General features: G+C 43.8%; 19 protein-coding genes, 2 tRNA genes and 1 rRNA gene. 6 read left to right on the top strand and 16 right to left on the bottom strand.

From position 1 onward, the window contains the following. Positions 1-7: 7 nt before the first annotated feature. On the bottom strand, positions 8-1,267 hold the full coding sequence (gene rho, locus YWE_RS0116760; protein ID WP_029095580.1) for a transcription termination factor Rho: 1,260 nt from the start codon (positions 1,265-1,267) through the stop codon (positions 8-10). Between the two features lie 495 nt (positions 1,268-1,762). Beyond that, positions 1,763-2,089 (bottom strand): thioredoxin TrxA, encoded by a 327-nt coding sequence (trxA, locus tag YWE_RS0116755; protein WP_029095579.1) that lies wholly within the window; start codon positions 2,087-2,089, stop codon positions 1,763-1,765. 146 nt (positions 2,090-2,235) lie between these two features. Here trxA and rhlB point away from each other — a divergent pair, with 146 nt between their 5' ends. The 3 genes from rhlB (at position 2,236) to YWE_RS0116740 (ending at position 6,322) form a co-directional block, all read left to right on the top strand. Further along, positions 2,236-3,522 carry an ATP-dependent RNA helicase RhlB gene (rhlB, locus tag YWE_RS0116750; RefSeq protein ID WP_029095578.1) on the top strand — a complete coding sequence of 429 codons (1,287 nt, stop codon included), beginning with the start codon at positions 2,236-2,238 and terminating at the stop codon, positions 3,520-3,522. 36 nt (positions 3,523-3,558) lie between these two features. Then, positions 3,559-5,058 (top strand): exopolyphosphatase, encoded by a 1,500-nt coding sequence (ppx, locus tag YWE_RS0116745; RefSeq protein WP_029095577.1) that lies wholly within the window; start codon positions 3,559-3,561, stop codon positions 5,056-5,058. 109 nt (positions 5,059-5,167) lie between these two features. Beyond that, complete coding sequence (locus YWE_RS0116740; protein ID WP_029095576.1) at positions 5,168-6,322, top strand: DUF3829 domain-containing protein; 1,155 nt, start codon at positions 5,168-5,170, stop codon at positions 6,320-6,322. 41 nt (positions 6,323-6,363) lie between these two features. Here YWE_RS0116740 and rep read toward each other — a convergent pair whose 3' ends face one another. The 3 genes from rep to ilvC form a co-directional block, all read right to left on the bottom strand. Next, positions 6,364-8,391, bottom strand: coding sequence for a DNA helicase Rep (gene rep / locus YWE_RS0116735; protein ID WP_029095575.1), 2,028 nt, complete (start codon positions 8,389-8,391; stop codon positions 6,364-6,366). 145 nt (positions 8,392-8,536) lie between these two features. Then, the gene (locus YWE_RS0116730; protein WP_029095574.1) at positions 8,537-8,902 is read right to left on the bottom strand and encodes a DUF805 domain-containing protein; all 366 of its coding nucleotides are present in this window, start codon (positions 8,900-8,902) and stop codon (positions 8,537-8,539) included. Positions 8,903-9,119: 217 nt separating this feature from the next. Beyond that, positions 9,120-10,598, bottom strand: coding sequence for a ketol-acid reductoisomerase (gene ilvC, locus YWE_RS0116725; protein WP_029095573.1), 1,479 nt, complete (start codon positions 10,596-10,598; stop codon positions 9,120-9,122). A gap of 155 nt (positions 10,599-10,753) precedes the next feature. On the opposite strand from ilvC, the gene ilvY reads away from it, so the two are divergent. After that, positions 10,754-11,635, top strand: a complete 882-nt coding sequence (ilvY, locus tag YWE_RS0116720; RefSeq protein ID WP_029095572.1) for an HTH-type transcriptional activator IlvY — start codon at positions 10,754-10,756, stop codon at positions 11,633-11,635. Between the two features lie 31 nt (positions 11,636-11,666). Here the strand turns inward: ilvY and YWE_RS0116715 are convergent, their stop codons facing one another. The 7 genes from YWE_RS0116715 to ilvL form a co-directional block, all read right to left on the bottom strand. After that, complete coding sequence (locus tag YWE_RS0116715; protein WP_036016384.1) at positions 11,667-12,359, bottom strand: DUF2461 domain-containing protein; 693 nt, start codon at positions 12,357-12,359, stop codon at positions 11,667-11,669. Positions 12,360-12,463: 104 nt separating this feature from the next. Next, positions 12,464-14,008: a threonine ammonia-lyase, biosynthetic gene (ilvA, locus tag YWE_RS0116710; protein ID WP_029095570.1), complete on the bottom strand. Its 1,545-nt coding sequence runs from the start codon at positions 14,006-14,008 to the stop codon at positions 12,464-12,466. 5 nt (positions 14,009-14,013) lie between these two features. Further along, a complete protein-coding gene (ilvD, locus tag YWE_RS0116705; protein WP_029095569.1) occupies positions 14,014-15,864 on the bottom strand; it encodes a dihydroxy-acid dehydratase in 1,851 nt (616 codons plus the stop codon). Between the two features lie 80 nt (positions 15,865-15,944). Beyond that, positions 15,945-16,874, bottom strand: a complete 930-nt coding sequence (locus YWE_RS0116700) for a branched-chain amino acid transaminase (RefSeq protein WP_029095568.1) — start codon at positions 16,872-16,874, stop codon at positions 15,945-15,947. Between the two features lie 19 nt (positions 16,875-16,893). After that, positions 16,894-17,151, bottom strand: coding sequence for an acetolactate synthase 2 small subunit (gene ilvM / locus YWE_RS0116695; protein WP_029095567.1), 258 nt, complete (start codon positions 17,149-17,151; stop codon positions 16,894-16,896). Next, a complete protein-coding gene (gene ilvG / locus YWE_RS0116690) occupies positions 17,148-18,797 on the bottom strand; it encodes an acetolactate synthase 2 catalytic subunit (RefSeq protein WP_029095566.1) in 1,650 nt (549 codons plus the stop codon). The genes ilvM and ilvG overlap by 4 nt, the downstream gene beginning before the upstream one ends. Before the next feature lie 141 nt (positions 18,798-18,938). Beyond that, positions 18,939-19,037 (bottom strand): ilv operon leader peptide, encoded by a 99-nt coding sequence (gene ilvL / locus YWE_RS29725; RefSeq protein WP_071605889.1) that lies wholly within the window; start codon positions 19,035-19,037, stop codon positions 18,939-18,941. A gap of 325 nt (positions 19,038-19,362) precedes the next feature. Between ilvL and YWE_RS0116685 the strand changes: the two genes are divergently transcribed. Continuing rightward, on the top strand, positions 19,363-20,895 hold the full coding sequence (locus tag YWE_RS0116685; RefSeq protein ID WP_029095565.1) for a YifB family Mg chelatase-like AAA ATPase: 1,533 nt from the start codon (positions 19,363-19,365) through the stop codon (positions 20,893-20,895). 26 nt (positions 20,896-20,921) lie between these two features. Here YWE_RS0116685 and YWE_RS0116680 read toward each other — a convergent pair whose 3' ends face one another. Continuing rightward, on the bottom strand, positions 20,922-21,260 hold the full coding sequence (locus YWE_RS0116680) for a MaoP family protein (protein WP_029095564.1): 339 nt from the start codon (positions 21,258-21,260) through the stop codon (positions 20,922-20,924). A gap of 115 nt (positions 21,261-21,375) precedes the next feature. Between YWE_RS0116680 and hdfR the strand changes: the two genes are divergently transcribed. Next, positions 21,376-22,209, top strand: coding sequence for an HTH-type transcriptional regulator HdfR (hdfR, locus tag YWE_RS0116675; protein ID WP_029095563.1), 834 nt, complete (start codon positions 21,376-21,378; stop codon positions 22,207-22,209). A gap of 61 nt (positions 22,210-22,270) precedes the next feature. Here the strand turns inward: hdfR and YWE_RS0116670 are convergent. The 3 genes from YWE_RS0116670 to rrf all read right to left on the bottom strand — a co-directional run bounded on the left by YWE_RS0116670 (position 22,271) and on the right by rrf (position 22,648). Beyond that, positions 22,271-22,346 (bottom strand) — tRNA-Trp (locus YWE_RS0116670). A 48-nt stretch (positions 22,347-22,394) separates the two neighbouring features. Continuing rightward, positions 22,395-22,471: transfer RNA gene (locus YWE_RS0116665), tRNA-Asp, on the bottom strand. Positions 22,472-22,532: 61 nt separating this feature from the next. Next, a 5S ribosomal RNA gene (rrf, locus tag YWE_RS0116660) occupies positions 22,533-22,648 on the bottom strand. Positions 22,649-22,753: the final 105 nt, after the last annotated feature.

Genomic DNA, 22,753 nt, shown 5'->3' with positions numbered 1-22,753 from the left:
TCTATTATTATGAACGCTTCATCATATCAAAGAATTCATCATTAGTTTTAGTCATTGCTAACTTGTTAATCAGGAATTCCATCGCATCAATTTCACCCATAGGGTGGATAATCCGACGCAGGATCCACATTTTTTGCAATTCTTCTGACGTAGTCAGTAACTCTTCTTTACGCGTACCAGAACGGTTGTAATCAATTGCAGGGAAAACACGTTTCTCAGCTATCTTACGAGATAAATGCAGCTCCATATTGCCGGTGCCTTTAAATTCTTCGTAGATAACTTCATCCATTTTAGAACCCGTATCAACTAAAGCCGTAGCGATAATTGTCAGGCTTCCGCCTTCTTCAACATTACGAGCAGCGCCAAAGAAGCGCTTTGGACGATGAAGGGCGTTGGCATCCACACCACCGGTTAATACTTTACCGGAAGCAGGAACAACGGTGTTGTAAGCGCGGGCTAAACGGGTAATAGAATCCAGCAAAATAATAACGTCTTTTTTATGCTCAACCAGACGTTTAGCCTTTTCAATAACCATCTCAGCAACCTGAACGTGGCGTGAGGCCGGTTCATCAAAGGTTGAAGCTATCACTTCACCTTTAACCAAGCGTTGCATTTCGGTGACTTCTTCCGGACGCTCATCAATCAACAACACCATCAACACACAGTCAGGGTGATTGTAAGCAATGCTGGTAGCAATATTCTGTAACAGCATTGTTTTACCCGCTTTTGGCGGAGCAACAATCAGGCCACGCTGACCACGGCCAATTGGCGAAGCTAAATCCAGAACCCGGGCGGTTAAATCTTCAGTTGAACCATTGCCCCGCTCCATACGTAACCGAGAGTTAGCATGTAGTGGCGTTAAGTTTTCAAATAGAATTTTATTACGCGCATTCTCAGGTTTGTCATAGTTAACTTCGTTAACTTTTAGCAGAGCAAAATAACGTTCACCTTCTTTTGGTGGACGAATTTTTCCTGAAATGGTGTCACCGGTACGGAGGTTAAAACGACGAATTTGGCTAGGAGAAACGTAGATATCATCAGGACCAGCAAGGTAAGAACTGTCTCCTGAACGGAGGAAACCGAATCCATCCTGTAATATTTCTAATACGCCATCGCCAAAAATATCTTCTCCGCTTTTTGCATGCTGTTTCAGAATGGAGAAAATTATATCTTGCTTGCGCATACGGGCCAGGTTCTCTAGCCCCATATTTTCGCCGAGAGTAATCAACTCAGAGACCGGCGTATTCTTTAGTTCGGTAAGATTCATAATGGTGGGTTCTTTAACTCGGGGTCTGTCTCGAAAAGTCTTTGTGAATAGCTGGCAGTGCACGCCACGCCTGTATTATTAGAATATCCAATCACCATAGTTCGATATCAATCAAATAATTAAGTAACATGTAGAATCTGACTGCGTATCAGAAAACGTAGATATTAATGTTTGGATATACACTCTAAACCTGTTTTAAAATCATAGCATCTACAGCCTTAGATGCTGAAGTTAAACTACACGAAGTGCCTTAAGCTACGATTTTAAAACGAGTACATATATAGATAAGATCGCATGAAGCGTTATTAAAGGTAGCATGCTTTATTCACGTCGTCTATCGATCTTAGAATAAATTACCCTGTGTAAAATTATTTTTTAGCTGAAAATAACTCATAACGTTTTATAACGTTGATCTGATGATGTCTTTACTCCCCCCTTGCTTGTCCATCGAACTTCAATCAACAAGCAAGGAGTAACACCAGATGTAAGCGCTAATTAGATGCTGGCATCCAAAAACTCTTTTAACTGAGATTTAGACAAAGCACCCACTTTCGTTGCCGCAACTACGCCATCTTTAAACAATAACAATGTTGGAATACCACGAATACCGTACTGCGGTGCGGTAGCTGGATTCTGATCGATATTCAGTTTAGCAACCGTCAGCTTGCCTTCATATTCAGTCGCAACTTCATCCAGTATTGGGGCGATCATCTTACATGGACCACACCACTCAGCCCAGAAATCAACCAGCACAGGTCCTTGCGCTTTTAAAACTTCACTTTCAAAGCTGCTATCGGTTAAGTGAATAATTTTTTCGCTCATGTTTGACTCCACAGGATTAGATCTGTTTCATTGGTGTTATATTAACCAATAGAAACGTTGAATATATATTGACTTTATTTCAACGGATACGCTTTCGTAAAGCAATACTTTCGTGAATACGGGGTTAACTGATATTCTACACCACTATGAGCAAAACACACTTAACAGAACAGAAGTTTGCCGACTTCGCACTACACCCTTCGGTAGTAAAAGCCCTTGAAAATAAAGGGTTTCACTACTGTACGCCAATCCAAGCATTGGCGTTACCTTATACGGTCATGGGTCGTGACGTTGCAGGACAGGCACAAACCGGTACCGGAAAAACATTAGCTTTTCTGGCATCTACCTTCAATTATCTCCTGACTCACCCGTCAAAAACTGACCGCCAGGTGAATCAACCACGCGCTTTAATTATGGCACCAACCCGCGAATTAGCGGTGCAAATCCATAATGACGCTGAAGCATTAGCCCAAGAAACCGGACTAAAAATTGGCCTGGCTTACGGTGGTGACGGCTATGATAAGCAATTAAAAGTTTTAGAATCAGGCGTCGATATTCTGATTGGAACCACAGGCCGACTGATTGATTATGCTAAACAAAATCATATCGATCTGGGTGCTATTCAAGTTGTTGTTCTTGATGAAGCCGATCGTATGTTTGATCTTGGATTTATCAAAGATATCCGATGGATCTTCCGTCGCATGCCTGCGGTTGACCAGCGACTGAACATGTTATTTTCTGCAACGCTTTCGTTCCGGGTTCGCGAATTGGCATTCGAGCACATGAATAGCCCTCAATATGTCGAGGTTGAGCCACTGCAAAAAACAGGACACCGCATTCAAGAAGAGCTTTTTTATCCTTCTAACGAAGATAAAATGCGCTTATTGCAGACATTGATTGAAGAAGAATGGCCCGATCGCTGCATTATTTTTGCCAATACTAAGCACTCCTGCGAAGATATTTGGGGTCATTTAGCCGCTGACGGCCATCGTGTTGGTTTATTAACCGGCGATGTCCCTCAGAAAAAACGCCTTCATATTCTTGATGATTTCACCAAGGGTAATCTCGATATTCTGGTAGCAACCGATGTTGCAGCCCGTGGTCTGCATATTCCTGAAGTCACTCACGTATTCAACTACGATCTGCCTGACGATTGTGAAGATTACGTTCACCGTATTGGCCGTACCGGCCGTGCTGGCGCAAGTGGTCATTCCATTACGCTAGCCTGTGAACAATACGCGCTCAATTTACCGGCAATAGAGCAATACACCGGGCACTCAATCCCCGTAAGCCGTTATAACTCAGATGCGCTGCTGACTGATTTTCCTGCGCCAAAACGTCTTGCACGCCCACGCAGCACCGGTGGCCCTCGCCGTAATAGCAGCGGCCCTCGTCGCAATGGCCCGATGCGTAACAGAAAGCGTCCTAGTTAATATGATGCAACTGATGCCGATGACGTATTAAGCAACATGAAAAAACGAATAGGTGAATCGTCTCTTTATGCCGCTATCGACCTTGGTTCGAATAGCTTCCATATGCTGGTTATCAGAGAGACGTCCGGTCAGATTCAAACTCTTGACCGAATCAAACGCAAAGTCCGGTTAGCCGCCGGACTAGATAGACAAAATCACCTATCCGAAGAAGCAATGCAACGTGGCTGGCAGTGCCTAAGATTATTTGCAGAACGGCTGTATGATATTCCACCACAACAGGTCCGCATTGTTGCTACTGCGGCCCTGCGTACAGCCACTAACTCAGCTCATTTTCTCCGAATAGCAGAAGATATTCTCGGCTTTCCGGTTAGCGTTATCAGCGGTGAAGAAGAGGCCCGATTAATTTATCAGGGCGTAGCTCACACTACCGGTGGCGCGAAATCACGTTTAGTGGTTGATATCGGTGGCGGCAGTACAGAATTAATCACCGGCAATGATTCATCGGCCTCATTATTATTTAGCCTTCCTATGGGCTGTGTAACCTGGCTTGAAAATTATTTCAGCGATCGAACCCTCAACGCTAACAACTTTTATCAGGCTGAACTGGCCGCAAAAAACAACCTTAAACATATTACTGAACGGATAAAACATCAGGGATGGCAAGTTTGTGTTGGCGCTTCAGGTACGGTTCAAGCTTTGCAAGAGATTATGGTTGCTCAGGGAATGGATGAGCAGATCACGCTAGATAAATTACAGCAGCTAAAAGAACGCGCAATTCAATGTGGAAAATTAGAAGAGCTAGAGATTGAAGGCCTTACATTAGAAAGAGCCTTAGTTTTCCCCAGCGGACTTTCCATCCTAATCGCCATTTTTGAAAGTTTAAATATTGAGAGCATGACGCTGGCCGGGGGGGCGCTGAGGGAGGGTTTAGTCTACAGCATGCTCAATCTGCCTGTAGAAAATAATATTCGCCAAAGGACCATTCAGGCAATCCAGCGGCAATATATGATTGATACTGAGCAAGCCTCATTGGTCTGTCAAACAACCAACAATTTTTGTCAGCAATTACAACAAAGTTGGGATATCAACGAAACGATGTCTGAGTTGCTATATTGGGCCAGCCAAATTCACGAAATCGGCTTAAGCGTTGAATTTAAGCAATCAGCTCAGCATGCAGCCTATTTAGTTAACAATATGGATATGCCCGGCTTTACCCCCGCGCAAAAAAAGTTATTAGCTGCATTATTGCTAAATCAAACTAATCCACTCAATCTGCAGGTGCTTGCCGAGCAGAATGCACTGTCTCAGCAACAGGCCATTCGGCTGGTACGGCTACTGCGTATTTCCATCCTACTTTGCCGTTCTCGCCACCCGGATTTAATTCCTGATATACGGCTAGAAAATAACGGCGAACAGCTGAGTTTCAATATAGCCAAAGTGTGGCTTTCACAGTATCCTTTACAAGCCGAAAACCTGCTGCAAGAAAGCCGCTGGCAGAGTTATAGCCATTTACCACTATCAATATTAGCCATTTAGAATATGTTTATTTTCATGACTATCAGTCATGGTCAATGAAGACAAACTATCAATAATTAATGCTGTTTTTCTTTAGTTATTAAATGGATTTATCAAAGGATGTCCAGACATGAGTAAACTAACAACCACTAAAAAACTATTGCTGGCTTCACTCGTTGCAGGATTACTTGCCGGGTGCGATGGCAAAGATAATGATTCATCTAAAGCAGTTCAACCGCCACCGAAGGTCGTTGAATCAGTGACAGAGCCTAAAGTTGTAGAATCAGTACCTAGCGTAACGAGCACCGCGCCAACATCAGAAGAAGAATTAACCGCACAACAGGCAGCAAAGGGTAATTTATGGCTGGATGTTTTTAACAATAACTCATTAATAAATATTAAAAATCCTAACGGAAAAGTCAGTGCGCCCGTTTTATTAACGAATATCACCAAAGTCCCCGACCTGGTTGAGAAGTATATTGAAATTTCTGAAAATAATGGAAAATTTACGCTTAAGAAAATAAGAGCAAAAGAGAATACGCTAGATAACTTTTTTACTATAAGTGTGTTCAGCCCGCTAGGCAAAATTAGTAATAAAGAAATAGAAGGCTTTCGGGCAATCGCTCAAAAAATAAAAAGCATGAAGCCGGATATGCCAGAGCTAGATAAAGCCGGTGTTGAATATGTTGAAAGTATTATCAGCATGAGTAATGCCCTTAACCAATTGATGGACTATTACAAAACCAGCGAAGAATTCAAACTTGATGACTTTAAAAAGTCGCCGGAACTCCACAAAATTATCACCGAAGCCTACGAAAAATATCAGGCTGCGAGTGAAAGCGCTAAACTTGCACACAGTAATCTGTATGAACAACTTCATGCTAAAGAACTGGCGACCCTGAAAGCCAGAGGCTTTGATACCATGGTTGTAATCTATGAAAGTGTGGATGACGTTTCCGCTATTTTTGATGGTCTGGTCAATGATTACAATGAAAACCAAAATCTAAAAAAATCAGATAAAGCCGCCTATGAAGCAAAATCTAAGCTCATTGACGATGCCCTAACGGCGCTGAAAAAAGCACAGCAAGAGCCGGCAACGTTAGCCAAAGAAGGATTAAGCGAAAATAAATTAGCCTCCTATATTGAAGCGCTAAATGCTTACAGTATCGCAATTAAAGTCACGCTACGTGATATGGGTAAAAATCAGGATGAAGATCTTTTAGACGATCTTCAAAATAAACAGCTAACCGTTATTGAGCGTTATAATAGTATCGTTCAAGGCTAGTAAAAACGGGCATCATCAAGATGCCCGCTTTTATATACACGCTATTTTCCGCCAGCTCTCGATTTAGCCAGCTGTTCACGAATATTGGCCAAATGACTCTGGCCTTTCTCCATTCGTTCTTCCGCACTAACCGGCTTACGCACCGTTTCCCACTCTAAATCATCCTGAGGAAGTTCCAGTAAAAAGCGGCTGGGCTCCGGCCGAACTAACTCACCATACTGACGGCGTTCGCGGCATAATGTAAATGTCAGCTCTTTCTGAGCCCGGGTTATTCCGACATAGGCCAAACGTCGCTCTTCATCAACATTATCTTCATCAATGCTACTTTGATGAGGGAGCAATCCCTCCTCCATTCCCACCAGATAGACATAAGGGAATTCAAGGCCCTTAGAGGCATGGAGCGTCATTAGTTGAACCTGATCCAACTCTTCATCACTTTCTCCCCTCTCCATCATATCCCGCAATGTGAAGCGGGTTACGACCTGAGTTAACGTCATCGGTTCATCCAACTCAGACCCCTCGAGCATCTCCGTCATCCAGCTAAATAATTGATTAACATTTTTCATGCGCATTTCTGCCGCTTTGGCGCTCGGCGAAGTTTCATACAGCCAACTTTCGTAATCAATACCGTGGATAAGATCGCGCACCGCAGCAACAGGTTCTCGTTCAACGGTATCAACAACGGTTGATAACCAACGGGTGAATCGTTGTAATGACTCTAATCCTCGCCCTGTCAGTGATTGTTCTAGCCCGACGTCAAAACTGGCCCTAAATAAGCTAATTCCCCGTTGATTAGCCCAATTACCCAGTTTCTCCAGCGTTGCCGGGCCAATCTCACGTCTTGGCGTATTAACGATACGTAAAAACGCACTGTCATCGTCACCGTTAGTCAAAACTCGAAGGTAAGCCATTAAATCTTTGATTTCTGGCCGAGAGAAAAATGAAGTTCCACCAGAAATTCGATAAGGGATCCGGTTTTGCATGAGCACTTTTTCAAAAATGCGCGACTGATGATTACCCCGGTACAAAATAGCGTAATCTTTATATTCGGTTTTATTAATAAAATGATGGGCAATTAATTCACCGACAACCCGCTCAGCCTCATTATCTTCATTATTCGCGGTAACGACCTTCAAAACCTCGCCATAACCCAGTTGAGAAAATAGTCGTTTTTCAAAAACGTGCGGATTATTAGCAATTAAAATATTAGCCGCTTTTAAAATTCGTTCAGACGAACGGTAATTTTGCTCGAGCTTAATAACCTGTAACTTTGGGAAGTCGGTGTTGAGTAACACCAAATTCTGGGGTCTGGCACCACGCCAGGAGTATATCGACTGATCGTCATCGCCAACAACGGTAAATCTGGCCCGGTTTCCGACCAATAATTTAACTAATTCATACTGGCTGGTATTGGTATCCTGATATTCATCCACCAGCAAATAGCGCAGCCGGTTTTGCCATCGCTCTCTGACTTCTTCATTTCGCTGTAGTAACAGCGTAGGCAGCAGAATCAAATCATCAAAATCGAGAATACTGCAGGACTTAAGCTGTTTATCATAAAGATCATAGCAGTGGGCAAACAGCTTATCCCGCTCTGACTTGGCTAATGTTGCCGCACCAGCGGGATCTATCAGGTCATTTTTCCAATTGGAGATAGTAGAAACTAACTGAGATAATAGTGTCTTATCATTTTCTAACCATTTCTCAGTCAGCTCTTTTAATAATGCCATCTGATCTTGATCGTCGAACAGGGAAAAATTTGATTTCATATTAAGCGCAGCAAACTCACGCTTAATAATCTCAAGGCCCAGCGTATGGAAAGTGGAAATAATAATTCCCCTGGCCTCTTTACGCCCCAGCGTCTGAGCCAGACGCTCTTTCATCTCTCTTGCAGCCTTATTGGTAAAGGTTACTGCTGCAATATGGCGAGCCTGATAGCCACACTCTCTGATTAAATAAGCTATTTTATTAATAATTACCCGCGTTTTACCCGAACCCGCCCCTGCCAGAACCAAACAGGGTCCGGTAACAAATTCGACAGCTTGTTGTTGGCTGGGATTCATGCGCATAGCGAAGTTACTTACTCAGAAAATAGAGAGGATGGATTATAGCAAAATTCTGGTGTGCCTATACACCAGGAAGGTCCGGAGAATGGCGGAAATAAAAAAACCCGTAATATATACGGGCTTATAGCTTAACGAGTAAAGCGTCATCTTATTTTGGTGATGGACCAAACTGATTGTTACCATTAGTTCCTTCCAGCACGGTGAATACAAATATAACTAATCCACCAAAAGGAATAAACGCTAACAGTAACCACCAGCCAGCACGGTCGGTATCATGCAAACGACGTACGGTCACGGCTAAGGTAGGAACTAAGATAGCTAAATAATAAAGGCCAACCACAATCAGGCTAAAAATACCATCTGAACCAAAAACAGCATCTAATATTCCGGCGATAATGCTTAAAACAATCATCGCAATCACATTGAAAAGAGTAAACATCCAGTACTCTTGACGGCGCGCACGACCGGAAAAATCAGCATACTTTTCTAACAAACACTTTTTGTACCATTCCACGATTTCTTTCCTTGAAAAAAATAATAATAAATTGCCAAAAATAAGCCTGTGCAAGTATACAGGAATTGAACGCATTAGTAGAAATTTTTGAGTGTAAATTTATCGAAAAGAATGGCGTGGCATAAGGGTTTTAACCTTGTTTCAAGTAACTTGTTTATATAAAAAGGCCAGAGAATTATTCTCTGGCCTTTTTATGTTTAATAACGAGTATTAGTTATTAACCGGCAACGGAAATACGCTTCATATCAGTCATATAACCGCGTAATTTTTTACCTACAGTCTCAATCGGATGATTGCGGATTGCTTCATTAACATCGCGTAATTGAGCATTATCTACTTCAGTAGTCGCGACAGGCTTACCTAAATCCCCCGCCTGCAGTGATGCCATAAACTTCTCACGCAGTAATGGTACCGCCGCATTAGAGAACAGATAGTTACCGTATTCAGCCGTGTCCGAAATAACAACGTTCATTTCATACAGGCGCTTACGGGCAATCGTATTGGCAATCAACGGAAGTTCATGCAGAGACTCATAATAGGCTGACTCTTCAATAATGCCTGAAACAACCATTGTTTCGAACGCCAGTTCAACGCCCGCTTTAACCATGGCAATCATCAGTACGCCATTATCAAAATACTCTTGCTCGCTGATTTTACCTTCTTGCTGAGGTGCATTTTCAAATGCACTACGGCCGGTCTCTTCACGCCAACCTAACAGTTTTGCGTCATTATTTGCCCAATCAGCCATCATACCTTCCGAGAAGGCACCGGAAATAATGTCATCCATATGTTTTTGGAACAAAGGAGTCATCAGGGTCTTTAATTGCTCAGACAGAGCAAAAGCACGCAGTTTAGCCGGATTAGATAAGCGATCCATCATCAGAGTAATACCACCCTGCTTTAGCGCTTCAGTAATGGTTTCCCAGCCGAACTGAATCAGTTTTTCAGCGTATGCCGGATCGGTACCTTCAGAAACCAGCTTATCAAAACATAACAGTGAACCAGCCTGCAGCATACCGCACAGAATAGTTTGCTCACCCATCAGGTCAGATTTAACTTCAGCAACAAACGAAGATTGCAGAACGCCAGCACGATGACCACCGGTTGCCGCCGCCCATGCTTTGGCAATGGCCATGCCTTCACCTTTAGGATCGTTTTCAGGGTGAACGGCAATCAGAGTCGGAACACCAAAACCACGCTTATACTCTTCGCGAACTTCAGTACCCGGGCACTTAGGCGCGACCATTACAACGGTAATATCAGAACGAACGGTTTCGCCCACTTCAACAATATTAAAACCGTGGGAGTAACCTAACGCAGCACCTTGCTTCATTAACGGCTGAACCGCCTGAACAACAGATGAATGCTGTTTGTCCGGAGTCAGGTTAACAACTAAATCTGCCTGAGGAATCAGTTCTTCGTAAGTTCCTACTTTAAAACCATTTTCGGTCGCTTTACGCCATGAAGCACGTTTTTCATCGATCGCTTCTTTACGTAATGCATAAGCGATATCTAAACCAGAATCGCGCATGTTCAGACCTTGGTTCAGACCCTGAGCACCACAACCGACAATAACGATTTTTTTACCCTTTAGAAAACCTGATTCATCAGCAAACTCATCACGGCCCATAAAGCGGCACTGACCTAACTGTGCCAACTGCTGGCGTAAGTTCAATGTATTAAAGTAGTTAGACATTATAATTCTCCGTTGTGCATACATGCGGTGTTTGTTTGTTACGCCGGCCTGGACCGCGTTATTGAATTCATAATAAGACAAGATTCACATTGCTTAAATTGATATATTAAGAAGATGATATTGCAATTTATGCAACGTACTATAGGTAACTGATTGTGGACTTACGTGATTTAAAGCTTTTTCTTCACCTGGCTGAAAGCCAGCACTTTGGTAAAACAGCCAAAGCAACCTATGTTAGCCCGTCCACACTATCACGTCAGATACAGCGAATGGAGGATGAACTGGGCCAAATGTTGTTTTTGCGGGATAACCGCACAGTTCAATTAACCGATGCCGGTCAACAATTAAAAATCTTCGCTCAAGAAACGCTACTACATTATCAGCAACTGCGTAACTCACTGGCTCAGGAAGGGCAGTCGCTTAACGGTGAGCTACGTATTTTCTGTTCTGTTACCGCTGCATATAGCCATCTGCCGTCAATTCTCGATCAGTTCAGGGCTTTACATCCTAACGTTGAAATAAAATTAACTACCGGCGATGCCGCGGATGCCGTCGATAAAATCCAGTCTAATGATGCCGATTTAGCCATTGCTGGCCGGCCAGAGAACTTACCTTCTACCGTTGATTTCAGAAAAATAGGCGAAGTACCGTTAGTGTTAATTACTCCGGCGCTCCCCTGCCCGGTACGCACTCAAATGATGGAAAATAAGCCTGACTGGGCAAATATTCCTTTTATTTTGCCTGAACACGGGCCGACAAGGCGACGGATAGACCAGTGGTTTCGGCGTTATCACATCAGTAACCCGCAAATATATGCCACGGTAGCTGGCCATGAGGCCATTGTATCGATGGTGGCATTAGGATGTGGTATCGCGTTAATTCCTAGTGTAGTACTAGATAACAGCCCTGAAACTATACGTAACCGGATTCATGTCGCCGATAATGTTACGTTAACCGCAACCTTCGACTTAGGGGTATGCGTGCAAAAGAAACGCCTAAATGAGCCGTTGATTCATGCCTTTTGGCAACTGATATAAATACCCAACACCATGCAGCATGGCGGATATATTAATCTTCTGGATTACGCTTAAGCTGCTCAACCCGCATCAAATAATCATATAGCGGAGCCAGTTGCTTAAATCCTTTTTCCAGATGGGTAATCAGCCCGTTATCAAAAACCATTTCCATATCCCTGCTGGTATGCATAACGGCAAAGCTTTTACGGTTATACCAGTCGGCTAACTTAGCAGCCTGCTCCTTCACTAGCGGGCGTTTATAGCTTTCCCCGACCAGTTCAAAGGGTGATTTACAACAGCTAGCCACCTTCAAAAAAGCCTTTTCATCCCGGTTAATCAGTTGACGAAATAAATCCATCGTTGACTTACTGGCTGAATAATAACCCAGACCATAGCGATAAAAATCCGGTGCAATTTCAAAAAAATAAACCGGTGCATCTTTCCAGTCTTTACTATGACGTTTAAACGTTAGCCACATATGGCTACGGTAGCGAGATTTATCATGACTAAAACGGGTATCACGATGGATCCGCGACAGGGTTTTGCCAATAGCCGGCCGGGTTTCAAATTCAGGATCAATCATAAGCATCGACTGGCTGAGATCGTCAACTAATAGACGAAACGGCGTCAATATTTGATCGTCATAAATACTACGGTGCTCATCAAACCAGTCTTTACTGTTTTGAATTCTGACGTCTTGAAGAAACGTGAGAGCCTGTTGATTAAACCCGGAAAATCCCGACATCGCTTGTACCTGCAATTTATCGATAGTGAGTTTTGATATATTACCTTCGAAAGAGGGCAATAAGCCACCGGTCATCGTCCGGTGGCATTCAGATAGCCGAGGTATTAACCCGCTAAAAAGAAGCGAAATGCAGGATTATCCGTCTCATCATGGCAAGCATAACCCAGTTGTTTAAGATGTTGCTCAAACTCAGGGCTGCGCTCATCCAATTCAAATCCGGCAAGTACACGACCATAATCCGTACCGTGGCTACGGTAATGGAACAACGATATATTCCAGTGAGTGCCTAAAGTCTGTAAAAACCTTAACAAGGCTCCGCCTGACTCCGGAAACTCAAAGCTATATAAACGTTCACGTAATGGTTTAGCCGGGCGACCACCAACCATATAGCGAACATGTAGCTTAGCCATTTCATCATCAGATAAATCGACAATCTGGTAGCCACCATTTTGCAGCTCACTGATTATCTCTTCTTTTTCTGACTGGCCACCTGTCAGCCTGACACCGACAAAAATACAGGCATCTTTATCACAGGCATATCGATAGTTAAACTCCGTCACTGAGCGACCGCCCAATAACTGACAGAACTTAAGGAAACTTCCTTTTTGCTCAGGAATAGTAACGGCAAACAAAGCTTCCCGCTTTTCCCCTAGCTCACAGCGTTCAGAGACATAACGCAGCCCATGGAAGTTCAGATTGGCACCGGATAACACACAGGATAAACGCTCACCGGTTATATTATGCTGCTTAACATATTTTTTTAGCCCGGCCAGTGCCAACGCCCCTGAAGGTTCTGCAATTGCCCGAACGTCTTCAAACAGGTCTTTTACTGCCGCACAAATTGCATCGCTATCGACGGTAATAATATCGTCCAGATATTCCTTACACAGGCGGAATGTCTCATCACCAATACGCTTAACGGCTACGCCATCAGCAAACATGCCTACACGTTCAAGCTCAACGGGCTGACCGGCATTCAGCGCAGCGGCTAAACAAGAAGAGTCTTCCGGCTCAACGCCAATAACTTTTATTTCCGGCATCAGCTGTTTTATTAGCACGGCGACGCCCGCGGCTAAACCACCACCGCCAACGGGAACAAAAATACGGTCAAGATGGGCATCTTGTTGTATCAGCTCCATACCTATGGTTCCCTGCCCGGCGATCACTGCAGGATGATCAAAAGGAGGAATAAAGGTATAACCCTCCCTTTCAGCCAATTCGATAGCTTTAGCTTTGGCATCATCAAAACCAGCGCCGTAGAGTAAAACTTCTCCGCCAAAATTTCTTACTGCATCAACTTTAATATCCGGCGTTGTTAATGGCATAACAATCAGGGAACGAATACCTAATCCGGTGGCTGAAAGCGCAACACCCTGAGCGTGGTTTCCGGCAGAGGCTGCGATAACACCCCCCGCTTTTTGCTGCTCATTCAAGCCCGCAATCATGGCGTAAGCACCGCGTAATTTAAAGCTATGTACCGGTTGACGATCTTCACGCTTAACCAAAACGATATTTTTCAAACGTTCTGACAGTTTGTTCATCTGCTGTAATGGCGTAACCTGAGCAACGTCATAAACCGGTGAACACAATATTGCACGGAGATACTCCGCACCCGTAGGTGCGGCAGATAAGGGCAAAGGAACGGCCATGATAATTAGCCTCCCAGCTTACTTTTATCCCGGACAGCACCTTTATCAGCACTGGTCGCTAAACTTGCATAAGCGCGTAATGCAAAAGATACCTGACGTTGGCGAGATGTTGGTGTCCATGCTTTATCACCCCGAGCCAGTTCAGCATCACGGCGTGCAGAAAGCTCACTATCCGCAACATCCAATGCAATAGTGCGCTTTGGAATATCAATATTGATAATATCGCCATTGCGTACCAGACCGATCAGCCCACCGTTAGCGGCTTCAGGTGAAATATGTCCAATAGAAAGGCCTGAGGTGCCGCCAGAAAAACGCCCATCGGTAATCAGCGCACAGCTTTTACCCAATCCCATCGACTTTAAATAGGTGGTTGGATAAAGCATTTCTTGCATGCCCGGACCGCCTTTAGGTCCTTCATAACGAATAACAACCACATCGCCGGCAACGACTTTTTTGCCCAAAATTGCATCAACTGCATCTTCCTGGCTTTCATAAACCTTTGCCGGACCACTGAAGACTAAATACTCTTCATCAACGCCGGCTGTTTTAACAATACAGCCGTCAATAGCCAAATTACCGGCCAGAACGGCAAGACCACCTTCCTGACTATAGGCATTTTCACGACTGCGGATACAACCCTCAACGCGATCGTCATCCAACGAGTCCCAGCGACAATCTTGAGAAAATGCTTCTGTGGTACGGATCCCGGCAGGGCCAGCCCTGAACATTGACTTAACGGCATCATCTTTCGTTAGCATGATATCGAATCGATCTAGCGTTTCATTCAGGCTTAATCCCATAATATTTTTAGTATTACGGTTCATCAGATTTGCACGATCCAGTTCACCTAAAATACCCAGAACGCCACCGGCACGGTGAACATCTTCCATATGATACTTCTGAGTACTTGGTGCAACTTTGCAAAGCTGTGGCACTTGGCGTGATAAGCGATCGATATCCGACATATCAAAGTCGACTTCGCCTTCCTGCGCTGCGGCCAGTAAGTGTAAAACCGTATTGGTTGAACCGCCCATGGCAATATCTAACGTCATGGCATTCTCAAATGCGGCCTTGGTAGCAATTGAACGCGGCAGAGCACTGTCATCATCTTGCTCATAGTAACGCTTGGTTAATTCAACGATGCGTGTACCGGCATCAAGAAACAGCTGCTTACGATCGCCATGAGTCGCCAATAGAGAACCATTACCCGGCAACGCAAGACCCAGAGCCTCGGTTAAGCAGTTCATCGAGTTAGCGGTAAACATACCGGAGCACGACCCACAAGTTGGGCAGGCAGAACGTTCAATTTGTTCACTGTCAGCATCACTGACGTCAGGATTGGCGCCCTGAATCATGGCATCAATCAAGTCCAACTTAATGATTTTGTCAGATAGTTTAGTTTTTCCGGCTTCCATCGGGCCACCGGAAACAAAAATGACCGGAATGTTCAGGCGTAATGCAGCCATTAACATTCCCGGAGTAATTTTGTCACAGTTAGAGATGCATACCATGGCATCTGCACAGTGAGCATTCACCATATATTCTACGGAGTCAGCAATCAGTTCACGTGAAGGAAGAGAATAAAGCATGCCACCATGGCCCATCGCGATACCATCATCAACAGCGATAGTATTAAATTCTTTAGCCACGCCGCCTGAAGCATGAATTTGATCGGCAACCAATTTCCCCAGATCGCGTAAATGAACGTGTCCCGGCACAAATTGAGTAAAGGAGTTCACAACGGCAATAATCGGCTTACCAAAATCGGCGTCGGTCATACCTGTTGCGCGCCATAATGCGCGAGCTCCCGCCATATTGCGGCCATGAGTAGTAGTTGCTGAACGATACTTAGGCATGCTTTATTCACTCCATTATTATTTAGTCACGGGCGGAGGACTCCGCCCGTTTCTCATTATGTTTGCTTTATCTTTTCTTATTATGGATTTACTAGATCTAACCAGCCGTACTTGTCTTCAGTCTGACCATTAAACAGGCCAAAGAAGCTTTGCTGAATCTGCTTGGTGATAGGGCCACAGCGACCAATACCCACTTGAATACCATCAACGCTACGCACCGGTGTAATTTCAGCAGCAGTACCCGTCATAAACACTTCATCTGCGAGGTAGAGCGATTCACGTGATAAGACTTGCTCACGAATTTCGAAGCCTAAATCTTTGGTTAACTTCATGATAGCATCGCGGGTAATACCCGGCAGAGCAGCAGATGTCAGGGTTGGTGTGAAGATAACGCCGTCTTTAATCAAGAAGATATTTTCGCCAGCACCCTCTGAAACATAACCATGTACGTCTAGTGCTATACCTTCAGCATAACCATGACGACGAGCTTCACTACCCACTAACAGAGATGAAAGGTAGTTACCACCGGCTTTAGCGGCAGTAGGAATAGTGTTCGGCGCTGAACGGTTCCATGAAGAAACCATCGCATCAATACCCTGTTCTAGCGCTTCGGCACCTAAATATGCACCCCAAGGGAAGGCAGCAATGATAACGTCAGTGTTATAACCGGCAGGTGGATTAACCCCCATACCGACATCACCAATAAACACTAATGGACGAATATAAGCACTGGTCAGATTATTTTTACGTAAAGTTTCACGGCAAGCAGACATCAGTTCATCAACTGAGTAAGAAACCGGCATGCGATAAATTTTTGCAGAATCACGTAAACGTTGCATATGTTCACGATGACGGAAAACGGCCGGACCTTTATGAGTGTCGTAGCAGCGCACACCTTCAAATACCGAGGTGCCATAGTGCAATGCATGTGACATTACGTGAACTTTAGCATCAGCCCAAGGAACCATGTCACCATTGAACCATATAAAATCTGCTTTTTTCGTGCTCATTATTTCTATCCTTGTCGCGCTAAGCGCGTATTTGTTGTGATGTTTGGGTGAGGATTTCAACGCTGTTGACATCCACAAGCTTACTTAATTGAGTAGACAATAAATTTACAGGGCGCTCACTGGCAACTGTTAAATGAATACTTATGTTATCGCCATTGGGCATTTGATTCATGTTCATTTTACATACCTTAAAGCCTCTGTGGCGAACAACACGTAATAATCGTTCTAAAATTTCTGAACGGAAGCGTGTTTGTATAAAAAGTTGATGTTCTATCATGACACTTTCTCCAACATAGTTTCATTACCAGCCCCGGGTGGAACTAAAGGCCAAACGTTTTCAAGTTCATCGATAGAAACATGAAGTAAATAAGGACCCTCACTGGAAAATAAGGCGTTTAATGCCTCATCAACCTGATCTTTACGAGAGATAGTTTGTCCGGGAATGCCAAATGCACTGGCTAATACAAGAAAATCAGGGTTATCTGAAAGATTAGTTTCGCTATAGCGGCCATCAAAAAATAGTTGTTGCCACTGTCTCACCATGCCTAAACGCTGGTTATCCAGTAAAACAATTTTAATCGGTAGTTTCTTACGCTTGATGGTTCCTAGTTCCTGAACATTCATCATGAAAGAACCATCGCCGGAAATACAGATAACCATATCATCAGGACGAGCCATTTGAGCGCCAACGGCTGCCGGAATACCGAACCCCATAGTGCCTAATCCGCTTGAAGTTATGAAATTCTCAGGCTGACTAAACGACATATGCTGGGCAGTCCACATCTGGTGCTGGCCAACGTCAGTAGTGATTACGGTATGCTTAGATTTACGTTCAGAGAGTTGTTTCAGCAGAAGCGGGGCAAAAATAGGTTGTCCTGGATGGTCATAACGCGCAGCAAGTTCAGCCTTCATTGATATTACTTTGCTACGCCACGCAGTAATATCTATCAATTGCTGCAATTCGGGTAACATTTCATTCAGATCTCCCTGTAGTGCAATATGAGGAGTCCGAAGCTTACCTAATTCAGCAGGATCGATATCCATATGAATAACCTTAGCATTGGGTGCAAAGGTATTTAATTTTCCGGTGACCCGGTCATCGAAACGAACGCCAATAGCGACTAATAGATCGCATTCCTGTACTGCTAAATTCGCCGCTTTAGAACCATGCATACCGAGTAACCCTAAATAACAAGGATCTTCGGCATCCGAAGCCCCTAAGCCTTTTAAGGTAGATACGCTTGGCATACCGGTCATACAAGTAAAAGCTCTTAAAGCATTAACGGCCTGTGCCATTCCCACGCCACCGCCTACATATAGCATTGGCTTTTTAGACTGAGAAATCATCGCGCTGGCTTTTTGCATGTCATCACTTGATGGCTTAACTAACTCTTCCACAGGCAATAAGGCTGGCTTTAAATGCTCCCCGATAGCCAGTTGAATATCCTTTGGAATATCAACTAATACAGGTCCTGGGCGACCGCTACAGGCGGTTGCAAATGCCTGAGCAATAATCGTAGGCAATTCTTCAAGAGACTCAACCAGATAGCTATGCTTGGTACAGGCTAATGACAAACCGAGAACATCAACCTCCTGAAAGGCATCAGTTCCAATCAAGGGTGCAGCAACTTGGCCGGTTATAGCAACAACGGGAACTGAATCTAATAGTGCGTCGGCTAAACCCGTAATCAGGTTAGTCGCACCAGGGCCAGATGTCGCAATACATACACCAACTTTTCCGGTTGAACGTGCGTAACCAATCGCAGCAATCGCAGCCCCCTGTTCATGCCGACAGAGTAAATGCTCAACGCCACCATCATACAAAGCATCATAAACCGGCATAATTGCGCCACCGGGATAACCAAAAACAGTATCAACGCCCTGTTCACGTAATGTATGTACTACCCACTGCGCACCATTCATTATTCTTACCCCGTCATCTTATTCTCTAAGCAGATTTTTATAGTATTTTTCCGATCTGCTTTCTGCTGGTTCTAACTTTTTATTGTCATAAAAAAACCCCCGACTTTTCAGTGCGGGGGTTCTTGAATTTTGGACCTCTAATCAGGTCTTTCTTTTTCCAAGTGCTGCCCCGCACGGTGGGATAATAATCACCACCACACTAATAATCACGAGGCTAATCACTTGGCTTATGGACTTCATAACTGAATCATTTATCTTCATAGGTCTAACGAATGACTACAGAGTTACCATAGTTACGCATTTATTGACAACACCTTTTTTTCTGAGTCAACCAACTCCGACAAAGAGTATTATTAAAATAACCTTATATTTCATTTTGATACAAAGATATTATGAAGGTGAAAATATTTTTATTCGATATACATCAAAATTAACTAGTGATAAACACCATAAAAACAAATAAAAATGGAATACATATCTAAATTTAAACACCAAACACCTAAATAGAGCAATTAAATCCGCCAATTTTTGACAGTATAATCTGAAAAATAGATCGGGATTTATTATGTCACTCGCTATCATTCATACTCGAGCATCGGTAGGAATTCAGGCTCCGGCGGTTAGTGTAGAAGTTCATATCAGCAATGGAATGCCAAATTTTACACTGGTAGGATTACCTGAAATAACGGTTAAAGAAGCAAAGGATAGAGTAAGAAGCGCACTCATAAACAGCGGATTTAGCTTTCCACCCAAAAGAATCACGGTCAACTTAGCCCCTGCAGATTTACCCAAAGAAGGGGGAAGGTTTGATCTGCCGATTGCTTTAGCCATTCTTGCCGCATCAGAACAGATACCAATAGCAAAACTAGAGCAACATGAATTTTTAGGCGAACTTGCTTTATCTGGCGAAATAAAAGGAATCAACGGTGCAATACCCGCCGCGTTATCCGCCTTTAAAGAGGATCGAATACTCATCTTATCCGTTGATAACGCCGACGAACTCGCGCTAATCAAAGAAGGGAGTAACTTAGTAGCCCACAGTTTAATTGATGTTTGTAACTATTTAGCTGATGTTGAAGATAGCTCGCTCTCTAGTCCAATAGCCGCTGAATATGTTGATAACTATCTTTCACAACTCCCCGATCTAAAAGACATTATCGGACAAGAGCAGGCTAAAAGAGCTTTAGAAATCGCCGCAGCCGGAGGCCATAATTTACTGTTGCTAGGACCACCGGGAACAGGAAAAACAATGCTGGCCACTCGCTTAAATGCATTATTACCACCTCTAAGCGATCAAGAGGCTCTTGAAAGTGCAGCTATATCAAGTCTTATACATAATCCCCAAAACGCCTCAAATTGGCGAAAGAGGCCTTTTAGAGCCCCTCACCACAGTGCATCAATGGCAGCACTCGTTGGCGGTGGTTCAATTCCCCGTCCGGGGGAAATATCTCTGGCACATAACGGAGTACTTTTTCTCGATGAGCTACCAGAATTTGAAAGGAAAGCATTAGATGCGCTCAGAGAACCCTTAGAGTCAGGAGAGATCGTTATTTCTCGGGCAAACGCAAAAGTGTGCTTTCCGGCAAGAGTACAATTGATTGCAGCCATGAATCCAAGCCCGACCGGTCACTATCAAGGAATACAGAGCCGCTCCAATCCACAACAGGTTATGCGCTACCTGAACAGATTATCCGGCCCCTTCTTAGATCGCTTTGATTTATCAATTGAAGTTCCTTTACTTCCTCAGGGCATATTAAGTCAACGCAGAGAAGAAGGAGAGCCCAGCCAAGCTGTTCGTCATCGGGTTCTTAAGGCCAGAAAAAATCAAATACAAAGAAACCAAAAAATAAATGCCCAATTAAGCAGTAAAGAAGTAGAAGAGATTTGTCTGTTAGAACCTGCTGATGCGCTTTTTCTTGAACAGGCTTTAGTAAAATTGGGATTATCAGTACGAGGATGGCATCGAATTTTAAAAGTCTCTCGCACCATAGCAGACTTATCGGAGAGCGAAAGAATTAAGAAAGAGCATTTAGCCGAAGCGCTAAGCTATCGTAGTATGGACAGATTACTATTACAGCTTTATAAATCCGTTGGATAAAAAAACGGGGCTTAAAGCCCCGTTAATTAATCATCACTATCATTAAAGTCTTCTACAGTATCCACCTGCGGTTTTCCGCCGGATAATGTATGAAAACGTTTAGGTCGACGAATGCGGAAAATGTACTTAGACCATACTTTTTCAGCTTCAGTCACTGGTTCACGCTCGCCACGACAGACCGCAACAAAAAGCTTTTCTTCGTCTGTTACAGGTTCGCGCTTGCCTAAATCAAGTTCATTAAAGGCATAACCTAAACGTTCTAGCAATTGCGCTTCTTTAATGGTGAAATCCCCGTGACGAGAAAAACCGCGAGGATAGTTTTTATTGTCAAAAAAACGATGCGTCGTAATGAAGCTTTCCGCCATCTGACATACTCCTAAGTATCTAAATTAATGCCGTTATGGCGCGGAGTATTAGTGAGGCTTGCTGGCGTGTAAAACAAAAAATTTAAATCGTCACGATAAAATATTTGGAGATTACGTGGATACAGAGTTGCTTAAAACGTTCATAGAGGTCAGTAAAACCCGCCATTTTGGCCGGGCGGCTGAATCCCTCTATCTAACACAATCAGCTGTCAGCTCGCGTATCAGGCTGTTAGAAAACCAACTAGGAGTGAATTTATTCACTCGCCACCGCAATAACATCCGACTGACGCAATCTGGCGAGCAATTATTGCCCTATGCAGAAAATTTGATAAGCACATGGCAGCAGGCACGTAATGCAGTGACTAAAAATAATTATAAAAATAATACGTTATCAATCGGTGCCGTTGCATTAATTTGGGAAACTAAACTCAATGACTGGTTAGAGTCTCTATATTCGCAGCATAAAAACTTACAGATAGAAGCCAGAATCGCGTCAAGAAACATACTGGTACAACACCTCCATGAAAGGCAGTTAGATCTATTTATAGCGACAGAACCGCCTAAAATGGACGAATTATCCAGTGAACTATTAGGCAGCATTCCATTACGACTATTTACTTATGACAAGAAAGGAAACGATAAAAAACGGACGTTAATATCGCTGGATTGGGGAGTAGATAGCGTTCAGCAGGAACAAGAAATCCTTTCGCAGAATAATGGCATATCCCTAATAACATCATCGGCCAATATGGCAAAACAGATGTTAAAAAATACCGGAAGCTGCGCGTTTTTACCGGAATATTGGCAACAGCAAAATCACGATCTTAAAATAGTGCCGCAATCGGCGACTATTCATCAATCAATATATGCAGTCTGGCTTCAGAACAGCGAACAAGAATCACTTATTCGTAAGTTATTAAAGAATCCCGTACTAGTCGTGGATGAATAAGAAGATTATTTTATTTAACACAACAAAAAACCCTTTGTTTTCACAAAGGGTTTTTATTATTTGGCAGGGGCGGAGAGACTCGAACTCGCGACACCCGGTTTTGGAGACCGGTGCTCTACCAACTGAGCTACGCCCCTAAAGAACGCTTTTTATATCAGCTAATTTGCTGAATATAACTAAATAAGTGGCGGAACGGACGGGACTCGAACCCGCGACCCCCTGCGTGACAGGCAGGTATTCTAACCAACTGAACTACCGCTCCACCGATTCTGCTTCTCTATCAGAACGTATTCTAAACACATTCTAATAGTTACTAATTTAAAGCCTGGCAGTTCCCTACTCTCGCATGGGGAGACCCCACACTACCATCGGCGCTACGGCGTTTCACTTCTGAGTTCGGCATGGGGTCAGGTGGGACCACCGCGCTAGTGCCGCCAGGCAAATTCTTCGAATTCTTATTATTCGCATCATCCTGATGCTCACCCCTTCGGGGCCAACGCTACGCGTTGTTCAAAATCGTTCCCTACGATTTTGTCTGTTTCAT

The sequence above is a fragment of the Budvicia aquatica DSM 5075 = ATCC 35567 genome (assembly GCF_000427805.1).
Classification (GTDB): Bacteria; Pseudomonadota; Gammaproteobacteria; order Enterobacterales; family Enterobacteriaceae; genus Budvicia; species Budvicia aquatica.
This window is presented reverse-complemented; position numbering and strand designations above follow the sequence as displayed.